The sequence below is a fragment of the Achromobacter spanius genome (genome assembly GCF_002812705.1).
Lineage (GTDB): Bacteria > Pseudomonadota > Gammaproteobacteria > Burkholderiales > Burkholderiaceae_B > Achromobacter > Achromobacter spanius.
In genome coordinates this window covers 505034-517773 of the sequence record NZ_CP025030.1, presented here as the reverse complement: position 1 = coordinate 517773, position 12740 = coordinate 505034, and the positions used below count along the sequence as shown (strand labels likewise).

Annotated in this window: 12 protein-coding genes; 6 read left to right on the top strand and 6 right to left on the bottom strand. The window is 64.7% G+C overall.

The window, feature by feature from the left end; all coding sequences use genetic code 11:
- The first annotated feature begins 31 nt into the window (after positions 1–31).
- The 4 genes from CVS48_RS02400 to CVS48_RS02385 all read left to right on the top strand — a co-directional run bounded on the left by CVS48_RS02400 (position 32) and on the right by CVS48_RS02385 (position 4025).
- Entirely contained in the window at positions 32–1726 is a 1695-nt protein-coding gene (locus CVS48_RS02400) for a thiamine pyrophosphate-binding protein (protein WP_100853102.1), read from the top strand.
- 154 nt (positions 1727–1880) lie between these two features.
- Positions 1881–2663 (top strand): SDR family oxidoreductase, encoded by a 783-nt coding sequence (locus CVS48_RS02395; RefSeq protein WP_100853101.1) that lies wholly within the window; start codon positions 1881–1883, stop codon positions 2661–2663.
- Positions 2664–2750: 87 nt separating this feature from the next.
- Positions 2751–3209: an Lrp/AsnC family transcriptional regulator gene (locus CVS48_RS02390; protein WP_006226278.1), complete on the top strand. Its 459-nt coding sequence runs from the start codon at positions 2751–2753 to the stop codon at positions 3207–3209.
- Positions 3210–3413: 204 nt separating this feature from the next.
- Entirely contained in the window at positions 3414–4025 is a 612-nt protein-coding gene (locus CVS48_RS02385) for a gamma-glutamylcyclotransferase (RefSeq protein ID WP_100853100.1), read from the top strand.
- 22 nt (positions 4026–4047) lie between these two features.
- Here the strand turns inward: CVS48_RS02385 and pagP are convergent, their stop codons facing one another.
- The 4 genes from pagP to CVS48_RS02365 form a co-directional block, all read right to left on the bottom strand.
- Entirely contained in the window at positions 4048–4602 is a 555-nt protein-coding gene (pagP, locus tag CVS48_RS02380) for a lipid IV(A) palmitoyltransferase PagP (RefSeq protein WP_100853099.1), read from the bottom strand.
- A gap of 160 nt (positions 4603–4762) precedes the next feature.
- A complete protein-coding gene (gene mgtE, locus CVS48_RS02375; RefSeq protein WP_100853098.1) occupies positions 4763–6235 on the bottom strand; it encodes a magnesium transporter in 1473 nt (490 codons plus the stop codon).
- Between the two features lie 10 nt (positions 6236–6245).
- Positions 6246–6656 carry an acyl-CoA thioesterase gene (locus CVS48_RS02370; RefSeq protein ID WP_100853097.1) on the bottom strand — a complete coding sequence of 137 codons (411 nt, stop codon included), beginning with the start codon at positions 6654–6656 and terminating at the stop codon, positions 6246–6248.
- Positions 6657–6761: 105 nt separating this feature from the next.
- On the bottom strand, positions 6762–7868 hold the full coding sequence (locus CVS48_RS02365; protein WP_242001119.1) for a YeiH family protein: 1107 nt from the start codon (positions 7866–7868) through the stop codon (positions 6762–6764).
- Between the two features lie 117 nt (positions 7869–7985).
- Between CVS48_RS02365 and CVS48_RS02360 the strand changes: the two genes are divergently transcribed.
- A complete protein-coding gene (locus tag CVS48_RS02360) occupies positions 7986–8879 on the top strand; it encodes a LysR family transcriptional regulator (protein ID WP_100853096.1) in 894 nt (297 codons plus the stop codon).
- A gap of 3 nt (positions 8880–8882) precedes the next feature.
- Here CVS48_RS02360 and CVS48_RS02355 read toward each other — a convergent pair whose 3' ends face one another.
- On the bottom strand, positions 8883–10079 hold the full coding sequence (locus tag CVS48_RS02355; RefSeq protein WP_100853095.1) for a M20 aminoacylase family protein: 1197 nt from the start codon (positions 10077–10079) through the stop codon (positions 8883–8885).
- A 76-nt stretch (positions 10080–10155) separates the two neighbouring features.
- Here CVS48_RS02355 and CVS48_RS02350 point away from each other — a divergent pair, with 76 nt between their 5' ends.
- Entirely contained in the window at positions 10156–11841 is a 1686-nt protein-coding gene (locus tag CVS48_RS02350) for an AMP-binding protein (RefSeq protein WP_167400937.1), read from the top strand.
- Here the strand turns inward: CVS48_RS02350 and CVS48_RS02345 are convergent.
- A complete protein-coding gene (locus CVS48_RS02345) occupies positions 11838–12725 on the bottom strand; it encodes an inositol monophosphatase family protein (RefSeq protein ID WP_100853093.1) in 888 nt (295 codons plus the stop codon). The genes CVS48_RS02350 and CVS48_RS02345 overlap by 4 nt on opposite strands.
- Positions 12726–12740 lie beyond the last annotated feature (15 nt).

Genomic DNA, 12740 nt, shown 5'->3' with positions numbered 1-12740 from the left:
CGGTCCTGTCGGCCAACTACGTGGAGATGATATGGAAAACCTGAACGGCGCCGAAGCCATGGTGCGGATGCTGCAGCACAACGGCGTCAAACATATTTTTGGCCTGTGCGGCGACACCAGCCTGCCGTTTTACGATGCGCTGTACCGCCTGGATCACGGCATGCAGCACATCCTGACGCGCGACGAGCGCAGCGCCGGGTACATGGCGGACGCCTACGCCCGCGTCACCGGCAAGGTCGGCGTGTGCGAAGGCCCCAGCGGTGGCGGCGCGACCTATCTGTTGCCTGGCCTGGTTGAAGCCAATGAGTCCTCGATTCCCGTGCTGGGCATCACGTCGGACGTGGCGGTGGGGTCGCGCGGGAAATACCCGCTGACCGAGCTGGACCAGGAAGCGCTGTACCGTCCGCTGACCAAGTGGAACCGCACGATTGACCGCGCCGACCAGATTCCCGGCATGGTGCGCGCGGCATTCCGCGCCATGACCACCGGCAAGCCAGGTGCGGCGCACCTGTGCTTTCCGTATGACGTAATGAAGCAGCAGGTGGATGCGTCCGATATCTGGGCGCAGCCCGAGCACGGCCGCTTTCCGGCCATGCGCTTCGCGCCGGATCCCGCCGATGTGGCGCGTGCCGCGCAGCGCCTGATCGGCGCGCGGGCGCCCGTGATCATCTGCGGTGGCGGCGTGGTCATCGCGGGCGCCAGCGGCGCCTTGCAGGAACTGGCGGAAAGCTTGAAGGCGGCGGTTTGCGTGACGGTCAGCGGGCAAGGCAGCCTGGCCGACACGCATCCGCTGAATGCAGGCGTGGTGGGCTCCAACGGCGGCGTGATGGCCACCCGCGACGTGGTGGCGGCGGCCGACGTGGTGCTGTTCGTGGGTTGCCGAGCCGGCTCGACGTCCACGGAACATTGGCGCTTCCCGAACCGCGACGTGCCCATCCTGCACATCGACATCGATCCCATGGTGATCGGCGCCAACTACCTGACCGAAGTCGGCCTGGTGGGCGACGCGAAGCTGGCGCTGGAAGCCTTGGGCGCCGAAGTGCAGGCGCGCCTGGCACACCGTAATTCGGACGCGGTAGACGGCGCGGTGCTGGCCGGCCGCGCCAAGGCCGCGCGCCTGGCGCAACTGGAGCCGCTGGCCAACAGCCTTGAAACGCCGATCCGCCCCGAGCGCGTGGTGCAATCGCTGAACCGCTTGCTGCCCGACGATGCGGTGGTGTGCGCGGACCCGGGCACGCCTTGCCCGTACTTCTCGGCCTACTACGATGTGTCGCGCCCCGGCCGCCACTTCATCACCAACCGCGCGCACGGCGCGCTGGGCTTTTCCATGTCGGCCGCGCTGGGCGCCTGGGTTGGCCGGCCGCAGTCCAAGTGCGTGTCGGTGATGGGCGACGGCAGCTTCGGCTTCACCGTGGGCGAACTGGAAACCATCGTGCGCCACAAGGCGCCGCTGCTGATGATCGTGTTTTCGAATTCGGTCTACGGCTGGATCAAGGCCAGCCAGAAGGCGGGCTACGACCAGCGCTACTACAGCGTGGACTTCAACCGCACCGACCATGCCCGCATTGCCGAAGCCTACGGCGTGAAGGCGTGGCGCGTGGAAGACCCGGCCAAGCTGGACGACGCCATCAAGGCCGCCATGGAACACGACGGCCCGGCACTGATCGACGTGGTGGCGCAGCCGCTGCAAGATACGGCGGCGCCCGTCAGCCAGTGGATGGGTTGATACGCACCTGACGGCGCATTGACCGCGCAGTCAACGCAAGAGGCCCTTCGGGGCCTCTTTTTTTTGGTCGAAGGTGCCTGGGGCTGGTCCTATACTGATCCGCTTTGGCGCGGCGTCGCCGCGTGGCTTGCAACACGTCAAAGGGAAATCGGGCATGGATCTGGGGATCAGTGGCAAGACGGCTTTGGTGTTCGGCGGCAGCCGTGGCATGGGGCGCGCGTGTGCGCTGCAGTTGGCGCGCGAGGGGGTGGCGGTAACCATTGCCGCGCGCAATCCCGAGACGCTTGCACAGGCCGCGGCCGAGATTTCCAAGGAAGCCGGCATTGGCGTGGGCTGGGTGTCGGCCGACCTGACCCTGGAGCACGGTCGCGATGCGGCCATGGCCGCGTGCCCGCAGCCCGACATCCTGATCAACAACGCCGACGGCCCGCTGCCCGGCGATTTCCGGGACTGGACGCGCGACGACTGGATTGCGTCGTTGGACGCCATGATGCTGGGGCCCATCGACATGATCCGACGCGTGGTCGACGGCATGGTCGAACGTCGCTTTGGCCGCATCGTGAACATCGTGTCGCGCAGCGTGAAGGCGCCGCATGCCGAGCTGGGCCTGTCCAACGGCGCGCGTTCGGGGCTGATCGGCTTCGTGGGCGGCCTGGCACGGCAGACGGTGCGCCACAACGTCACCATCAACAACCTGTTGCCGGGCGCCTTTGCCACCGACGCGCAGGTCAGGCACGTGCGGGGCATGTTGGAGCAGTCATCAGACAAGACCTTCGACCAACTGTGGGAAGAGCGCGGGCGCGCCAACCCGGCCGGGCGCTTTGGCCAGCCGGAAGAAGTGGGCGCGTTGTGCGCCTATCTGTGTTCGGCGCAAGCGGGCTACATGACGGCGCAAAGCCTCTTGATTGATGGGGGCGGCTACCCCGGCACGTACTGAATCCCGCCACGGGTGGCGTCGGCTTCCGGCTGGACGCGCGCCGGACTAACGGGCAAGATTGGCTCCCATCGCGTTCGAGAAAAACTCATGGACCAGACTGACATCAAGATCCTGGCGTTGCTGCAGAAGGACGCTACCTGTTCGGTTGCTGAAATTGCCGAACAGGTGAATCTGTCGGTGACGCCATGCTGGCGCCGCATCCAGAAGCTGAAGGACGACGGCGTTATCGCGCGCAACGCCATCCTGCTGGACCCGCGTGCGCTGGGCCTGAACCTGACGGTGTTCGTGTCCATCAAGACCAGCCAGCACAACGAGAAATGGACGCAAAGCCTGATCAACGCCGTCATGGCCTTGCCGAACGTGGTGGAGTTTCACCGTATGGCGGGCGATATCGATTACCTGCTCAAGGTGGTGGTCGAGGACATGGCGGCTTATGACCGCTTCTACCGTCGGCTGATCGGCGCGGTGGACCTGCTGGACGTCAGCGCCAGTTTCTCGATGGAAATCATCAAGAGCACCACGGAACTGCCGCTGGACGCGGTGTAGTGGCGGGGTAGTGGCGTTGTTTTGGCGCCGTTGTGTCGGCGTTGTGGCAATTGAGCAAAAATTTTTCTAGTCCGCCCGCCGCAGCGGATGCAAATTTCTTTCGGCGTGTTGCACAAGGCCTATCTCGCAATGCTTTTGCGCAGTGTGCGGCGTAGGATATCTCTCGTTCCCATCGGGAAATGAATCGGGATATCAGAGGATCCTATGTCGTTCGCAGTACCCGCCGGCTGCGCCGGTATGGCAAAAGCGCGGCAAGCGCGATCGGTGGACGACCTTTTGGCCGACTGGAACGGCGTCGACGACTTATGGGTGTTCGCCTATGGGTCCCTGATCTGGCATCCCGGCTTTGCGTGGCGCGAGCGGCGCTTGGCGACGGTGCGCGGCTATCACCGGTCGTTGTGCCTGTGGTCGCACGATCATCGCGGCTCCCCCGACAACCCCGGCCTGGTATTTGGCTTGAACCGGGGCGGGTGCTGCAGGGGCGTGGCCTACCAGATCGCGGCGGCCGATGTGCCCGAAGTGTTCCAGGCGCTGTGGCGTCGCGAGATGGTCACCGGCGCCTACACCCCCCGCTGGATTACTTGCCATACCGAAGCCGCGCCGGTGCGCGGACTGGTCTTCCTGCTGAATCGCGCCTGCGATGAGTACGCTGCTGATCTCAGCGACGACCGCCTGATCGCGTCCGTGCGCAATGCCGTTGGCCAGTCGGGACCGTGTCTGGACTACGTGGTGGAGACCGAGCGCGCTTTGCGCGCGCACGGCATCGACGACTGGCGCCTGGGCGATCTGGTGCGCAGGCTGGGCCAGGCTTTCTGAGCGTTGGCCCTTGCGCCTTGGCTTAGAAGTGCCAGCGGCCAAACATATACAGCACGTTGCCCGCGCCGCTTGAGCCGGGGATGTAGGTCGCGTAGAACATGGCGTCTTTGTAGCCGGCGCCCACCAGCGGCAGGATGCCGGGAAACGGCATGTAGCTCATGATGTCGTGCCGCGCGGTCAGGAACACCGTGTAGCCCGCGCCCAGGCGGAAGTTCTCGCTGACTTGCCCGATTTTCAAGAAGCCGTAGCCGGCAATGGGTTCAACCTTGCTGTGCGAATCCAGGAACGCCATGGCGTACAGGCCCTGCCAGTCGCCGTCTTCGTCGTAGATGCTGCGGCCATAGCCGGCGCCCCACGCCAGCTCGTTGAAGCTGTCGATTTTTTCTTTGCTGTACATGGCGCGGTTGTGCCAGGCGTAGCCGGAAACGTAGAGGTCGTTGCCGCCTTCGGTCCAGATCTGGTCAATGCGGTTGCACGCGGACTGTGCCCACGAGGGCATGCTTTCACAGGCTTGCGCGGCGGCAGTGAAAGTCGAGAGCAGCAGGCAAAGCATGGCTGCTCGTAATGTGGCGGTCATGATGGGTACTGAGGGATGAAGATGACAAGTTCATGACTGTACTTGTTGTCATCGCTCGATCCCTGTCGGAACGCTTTCATCAAACGGCGTTCGAAGCCCCAGCCCCAGGGAAGGGGCGGTCAGGCGAACGCAAAATCAAGAATTCTCTGTGGTGGCCGCGCTACAGCAGGAATATGGTGGCCAAGCCCAGGAAGATGAAGAACCCCAGCGAGTCGGTGGCGAAGGTCAGCAGCACCGACGACCCCATGGCGGGATCCTTGCCGAAGCGCGCACGCACCATCGGCACCAGCACGCCCACCGAGGCCCCGACCAGCATATTGCAGATCATCGCCGCCATCATCACCAGCGCAATCGAGAGCGAGCGCGAAATCACCCAGGCGAACAAGGCGGCCACCAGGCTGCCGCACAGGCCCACCAGCAAGGTCACGAACAATTCGCGCTTGACCAATTGCCACAGGTTGCGGCCCGTGATCCGGCCCATGGCAAGCGCCCGGATGATCAGCGTCATGGTCTGGTTGCCGGAGTTGCCGCCGATGCCGGCCACGATCGACATCAGGAAGGCCAGGATCACGATGTGGCTGACGGTGCCTTCAAACCGCGACGCCACGAAGGACGCCGTGGCGGCGGTACAGAGGTTGAGCAGCAGCCACGGCGCGCGGTTGCGCAACGCGGTGGTGACGGGCGCGAAGATGTCTTCTTCTTGCAGACCCGCGCGCGACAGCGCTTGCTCCTGGGAGTCTTCGCGCATCACGTCCACCACATCGGCGATGGTCACGCGCCCGATCAGGCGGCCCTGGTCGTCCATCACGGGGGCGGAGACCAGGTCGTAACGTTCGAAGGCGCCCGCGGCGTCGGCGTCGGAATCCAGGGGGTTCAGCGTCAGGAAGTCGGCGTTCATGACGGCGCGCACTTCGGTTTCCGGTTCGCTGACCAGAAGGCGCGAAAGCGGCAGGATGCCTTGCAGCTTGTCTTGGCGGTCCACCACGAAAATCTGGTCGGTGTGGTCAGGCAGTTCGTGCAGGCGGCGCAGGTAGCGCAGCACCACTTCAAGCGTGACGTCCTCGCGCACCCGGACCATTTCGAAGTCCATGATCGCGCCCACGCTGTCTTCCGGATAGCCCATGGCTTCCAGCAACTGCGCGCGCTCTTCTTCGGTCAGGCCTTTTTGTACTTCGGCCACCACGTCGGGCGGCAGGTCGGGCGCCAGGTCGGCGAGTTCGTCGGCGTCCATGTTGCCGGTAGCGGCAACCAGGTCCTGACGATCCATCGCTTCAATCAGCGATTCCCGCACCCAGTCTTCAACTTCCAGCAGCACGTCGGCATCGTGCTCGGGGCTGACCAGTTTCCAGATGGCCTGGCGTTCATCCTTGGGCAGCGATTCCAGGATGAAGGCGATGTCGGCCGGATGCAGGCCGTCCAGCAGCGTCTTGAGTTCGGCCTCGTGCTGGCGGTGAACCAGGTCTTCGACCAGCGTGGCCTTGGCGTCGCCTTCTTCCTGGCGATGCACCAGGTCGGCCACCAGTTGTTGGCGGCGCAAGCGTTCCTGCACTTCGGCCAGGGCGATCTGTGCGTCTTCCGGGTCGAGGCGGCGGGGCGTCGCGGGCGGTTTCTGCGCGGCGGCGGACTGCGTCATGCGTTACGGCTCAAAGAGAAGGGAGGGGGCGGCTGCGCCGTGCTTCATCGGTGGCGACATACGTCAGCGTGGCCTCGGTGACCTTGACGACTTCGGCGTCCAGGCGCTGGCGTTCCGCGTAGACCTCAACCGACACCGTGATGGACGTGTTGCCGGTCTTGACGATGGATGCGTAGAAGCTGAGCAGGTCGCCCACGAAGACGGGCTCTTTGAACTGGAAGGCGTTGACCGCCACCGTGGCGACCCGGCCGGCGGCGCGGCGCGCGGCGGGAATGGACCCGGCGATGTCGACCTGGGCCATGATCCAGCCGCCAAAAACGTCCCCGTGGATATTCGCGTCGGCCGGCATCGGCATGACGCGCAATACCGCGTCGCGATTGGCGGGCAAAGTTGTAAACGGGGATTTGGGGCTGGAGGTCATGCGGCCGACTCCAATGCATGGGAATCAGCCGATTATGCAGGAAAAACGAGACAGCGGCGTGCGTGGCGCAAGCCGTCGCGGCGCTTTGCCGCGACGGCTTGGAAATCAGGTGGCCAACTTCACGATCCCGTAGCCGCCAACCAACAGCCAGGCATACAGGATGAGGCCGAGGGCCATCACGCGGGGGCCCGCTTTCTTGATCTGGGCGAAGCGCGTTTCGATCCCCAGCGCCGTCATGGCCATGGTGAGCGCAAAGACGTCCAGGCGGCGGATGGCGGCAATGGCGTCGGCGGGGATGATATTCAGCGAATTGATGATGGCCAGCACCAGGAAGCCGACGGCAAACCAGGGAATGGGCAGCTTGCCGCCCTTGGCCTGGCCGCCCGCCTGGCTGGCCGCGCTGCGCAGGTACATGCCCAGCACCAGCAGCACCGGCACCAGCAGCGCCACGCGGGTCATCTTGACGATGGTGGCGACTTCGGTGGTGGCGGGGTCGATATTGCTGGCGGCGCCCACAACCTGAGCCACTTCATGGATGGTGCCGCCGATATAGATGCCCAAGGCCTGGGTGTCCAGCCCGAGCCAGCCGGCGTGATACAGGATGGGATACAGAAACATGGACAGCGTGCCGAACAGCACTACGGTAGCGACGGCGACCGCGCTTTTGTGGGGGGCGGCCCGCAGCGTGGGTTCGAACGCCAGCACGGCGGCCGCGCCGCAAATGGCACTGCCCGCGGCGGTCAGCATGGCGGTGTCACGCTCCAGGCCCAGAATGCGTTGCCCGACAACGGTGCCGATCAGCAAGGTGCCCAACACCACGGCCACCGACACGGCCAGGCCGGGCAAGCCCACGGCTGCGATCTGCTGGATGCTGATATTCAGGCCGTAGAAGGCCACGGCAATGCGCAACAGGCGCCGCGCGGTGAAGTTGACGCCCACGCCCCAGTCAGCCGGCATCGTGCCGCGCAGGAAGTTGCCGTACAGCATGCCGCACACAATGCCCACCACCAGGGGCGAAAAGCCCAACTGGCGGATGGCTGGCAGGTCCGCCAACTGCATCACGGCGGCGGCCATCAGCCCGACGAAGAGCACGCCGTTGAGTTTGTCGCGCCAGGGGGTGGCGGTGACGGTGGCCGAGGGGTTGGCGCTGCTGGCCGACGGGGCCGGGGCGGCGGGGGTGAGGGGAACGGTGGTGGTGGTCGAGGTGCTCATGACGGCCCTTTGGGCATATCTAAATAACTTCCCGAAATATTAGAGGCGGCACCGTTATTTGAAAAATCTTTATTTTGAATATTTAATATCGGAAATTCTGATATCGAAGGGGCTGTTATGACACCAGACCAGTTGCTGTCGTTTGCTTGCGTGGCCGACACGGGCAACATCAGCCGCGCCGCTCAGGTGCTGAATTTGTCGCAGCCCGCCGTGTCGGGCCAATTGCGCGCGCTGCAAGACTGGTTCGGCGAACCCCTGTACCGCCGCAGCGGCCACGGCATCGTCCTGACCGAGGCGGGCGAGCGCCTGGCGGAGCAGGCCCGGCAATTGCGGCAGGTCTACCGGCAGGCCCAGGCGGTGCGGGAATCCTGGCGGGGATTGGAAACGGGCGCCTTGCGCCTGGGCGCCAGCACCACACCCGCCAGTTATCTGTTGCCGCGCCTGGTGGCGGATTTCCGCTCGGCGTTTCCGGCGGTCAGCCTGCACTTGTCGGATGGCAACACCCGGGAGATCGTCGAGCGTCTGCCCGCGCTGGATCTGGCGTTCATTGAAGGCGATGTGCCGTCAGGCTTGCCGTCGGACACGGCGGTGCATGCCTGGCGCCAGGACGAGGTGGTGGCGATTGTGCGGGCCGACCATGCGCTGGCCGCCAAAGGGGCAGTGACCTTGCGGGACCTGGCGGCCTCGCCGCTGGTGATGCGCGAGCCGGGTTCGGGGGTGCGCCGACTGGTTGAGCGCGCCTTCGCCGATGCCGGGCTGACCCCGTCCGTGGGGCTGGAACTGGCGGGCGTGGAAGGCGTGAAGCAGGCGGTGCGTGCGGGGCTGGGGGTGGGGTTCGTGTCGGTGATGTCGATGCGGCACGAAGACGGCGCCTTGGCGGCGTTGCGTCTGTTGCCCAGGCCGCTGACACGCACGCTGAGCATTCTGGTGCCGCACGCCGATGCCGCCGCCCGCGCCGCCGAACGCTTTCTGGCAATGTGCCTGGCGGTCGGGGCGGCAGACGGCGGGTAGGGCTCAGGCCTTGGCCAGGCGCTTCAAGGCCAGTTGGACCCAGTACGTGCCGCCCAGGGGCAGCAGCTCGTCGTTGAAGTCGTAGCTGCCGTTGTGCAGCATGCAGGGGCCCAGGCCGTGGCCGCTGTCGCGGTGTTCGCCGGTGCCGTTGCCGATCCAGACATAGCAGCCCGGCAGTTCTTGCAGCATGAACGCAAAGTCTTCCGCGCCCATGGTCGGTTGCACGTGGTCGTTGACGTTGGCATCACCCACGATATCGCGCAGCACGTCGGCGCAGAACGCGGCTTCTTCGGCGTGGTTGATCGTGGGCGGATAGTTGCGCTGGAACGTGAACTCCACTTCGCAGTCCATGGCCGCGCAGGTGTGGCGCGTGATCTCTTCCATACGGCGTTCGATCAGGTCCAGCACGTCCAGCGTGAAGGTGCGCACGGTGCCGCGCAGTTCCGCGTGGTTCGGCACCACGTTGTCGGCGCTGCCCGCGTGGATCTGGGTAATGCTGAGCACCGCGGCATCCAGCGGATTGCGGTTGCGCGTGATGATGGTCTGCAGCGATTGCGCCAACTGCACCGCCGCCATGACGGGGTCGATGCCCAGGTTGGGCATGCCTGCGTGGGTGCCCTTGCCTTTGACGACGATCGAAAATTCGTTGCTGGACGCCATGATGGGGCCGGGGGTCAGGCCGAACTGGCCGGGCTTCATGCCGGGCCAGTTGTGCATGCCGAACACCGCTTCCATCGGAAACCGCTTGAACAAGCCGTCGTCGATCATGCGCTTGGCGCCGCCGCCGCCTTCTTCAGCTGGCTGGAAGATCACATATACCGTGCCCGCGTAATCGCGATGCTGGGACAGGTATTGCGCCGCGGCCAGCAGCATGGCGGTGTGGCCGTCGTGGCCGCAGGCGTGCATCTTGCCTTCGTTCTTGCTGGCGTGCGCGAAGCTGTTGACCTCTTGCATGGGCAGCGCGTCCATGTCGGCGCGCAGGCCCACCGCGCGGTCACCGGGCAGCTTGCCGCGAATGATGCCGACCACGCCCGTGCCACCCAGGCCGCGATCAATCTCGATGCCCCATTCTTCAAGCTTGGCCGCCACGACGTCGGCGGTGCGGAATTCTTCGAAGGCCAATTCGGGATGCGCGTGGATGTCGCGGCGGATCTTCGAAATATCCTGGTGCCAGGCGACGATAGGTTCGAGCAGTTTCATGGGAGAAGGGGGGCGGAAAAAGGGAACGCAACAAGGTTATCATCATTCAAAAATCTGTTTAATGGAGACAAACACCATGACGCGACCGTGGCTTGCTCACTATCCGCAGGGGGTGCCGGCAGAGATCTCCACCGAGGGCTATTCCTCGCTGGCCGACCTGTTGGACCGGGCCTGCAAGCAGTACGCCACCCGCATCGCCTGCACGGCGATGGGCAGCGATATCACCTATGCGCAACTGGATCGGCATGCGCGCGCATTTTCCGGATGGCTGCAAAGCCTGGGCCTGGAGAAGGGCGCCCGGGTGGCGTTGATGATGCCCAATGTGCCGGCCTATCTGGTGGGCATGCTGGGCACGTTGCGCGCCGGGCTGGTCGTGGTGAACGTGAACCCGCTGTACACAGCCGATGAACTTGAACGCCAATTGCAGGACAGCGGCGCGTCCGTCATCCTGATCCTGGAAAATTTTGCGCACACCTTGCAGGCCGTGAAGAACCGCGGCCAGCTCAAGCATGTGGTCGTGACGGCGCCGGGCGACCTGCTGGGCGGCCTGAAGGCGCCGCTGGTCAACTTCGTGGCGCGCCGTATCAAGAAGATTGTTCCGGCCTGGAGCATCGACGGCGCGCAACCGTTGCCGAAGGTCTTGGCGGTGGGCACGAACTTGCCGTTTACGCCACCCACGCTGACGATGGACGATATCGCGGTGCTGCAGTACACGGGCGGCACCACCGGCGTGCCCAAGGGCGCGATGCTGTCGCATCGGAACCTGACCGCCAATGTGCTGCAGACCGAAGCCGTGGCGCAGCCTGTGGTGCATGACTTGTCGGATACCCAGCTTACGATCATCAGCGCGCTGCCGCTGTACCACGTGTTTGCAATGACCGTCTGCGGCTTGTATGGCATGCATGCGGGCATGCGCAACGTGCTGATCATCAACCCGCGCGACCAGCCTTCGCTGATCAGCGCGTGGCGCAAGGTGCCGATCAATCTGTTTCCCGGCGTCAACACCTTGTTCAATGCGCTGGCGCATAACGCGGATTTCGCCAAGCTGGATTTCTCGGCGCTGCGCCTGACGCTGGGCGGTGGCATGGCCGTGCAGCAGTCCGTGGCCGAACGCTGGTTGAAGATCACCGGCCGGCCGCTGATCGAAGGCTACGGCTTGTCGGAAACCTCGCCCGTGGCCACGGTGAACCCCACCAACGCCACGGCCTATTCCGGCTCTATCGGCCTGCCGCTGCCGTCCACCGACATGGCCATTCTTGATGATGCCGGCCACGAAGTGCCGTTGGGCGAACGCGGCGAAGTGGGCATACGCGGGCCGCAGGTCATGCTGGGCTATTGGCAGAAGCCCGACGAAACCCGGCAGTCCATGACGGCGGACGGGTTCTTTCGCACGGGCGACATCGGCATCATGGATGACAAGGGCTATACGCGCATCGTGGACCGCAAGAAAGACATGATCGCGGTGTCCGGATTCAAGGTCTATCCGAACGAGGTCGAGGCCGTGGTGGCGCAGATGCCCGGTGTGCTGGAATGCGCGGCCATCGGCGTGCCGGACGAACACTCGGGCGAAGCCGTAAAAGTGTTCGTGGTGAAAAGCGACGCGTCATTGACCGAGGCGCAGGTGCAGGACTGGTGTCGCGAAAAGCTCACGGGCTACAAGCGCCCGCGCTTTGTGGAATTCCGCGATGAACTGCCCAAGAGCAACGTGGGCAAGATTCTGCGTCGGGAATTGCGTCCCGACGCGCCGGCCAAAGCCTCTTAGGCTTCGTCGGGAGGCTCGCCGCCCAGGTGCGGCGCAATCATCTCGTGCAGGGCGCGTTCGATGGCGGGGTTGCCCGCCACAACGCGCCCGCCGATAGGCCAGGGATCCAGCTTGTGCATGTCTGAACACGTGCCGCCCGCTTCGCGCAGGATCAGCGTGCCGGCGGCCACATCCCACGGCGCCAGCCCCATTTCCCAATAACCGTCGTAGCGGCCGCAAGCCGTCCAGGCCAGGTCCAGCGCTGCCGCGCCCATGCGACGCACGCCGCGCGCGCGCTTGATGGCGTCGTTCAACATGGGCATGTATTGCCCGGCGAAGGAAAAGTCGCGAAACGGAAAGCCGGTGGCAAGCACGGAATCTTCAATGGTCTGCGTGCGCGAACATTTGATGCGGCGTCCATTCAGCCAGGCGCCGATGCCATACACCGCGGTGAACAGTTCTTCGCGGTTGGGGTCGTAAACCACGCCGGCCACGGGCGTGTCTTCAGTGAGGGTTTCCGTGGCTGACACCGCGGTGCCCGCATGCGCGATCAGCGCGATCGACACGGCATAGTGAGGGATGTCGTGCAGGAAATTGGTGGTGCCATCCAGCGGGTCGATGTACCAGGTGGCGCGGCCTTGGGGCTTGCCGCCCGTCTCTTCAGCCACGATGCCGAATTTGGGCGTGCGCGTTTGCAGTTCCTGGATGATCACGGCCTCGGCTTCGCGGTCTGCTTGCGATACGAGATCGTTGCGCGCCTTGCGGTCGATCACGAGGTCGGCCCGATGATGCGCGTAGGATTGCAGGATGGCTGCACCCGCATGCGCCGCAGTGACTGCCGCGTCGATCGCGGCGCACAGGTCGATGGGTTGGGCCAGTGAGCGAGGCTGATCATAGGTGTCCATGTAAACCAGTGTAAG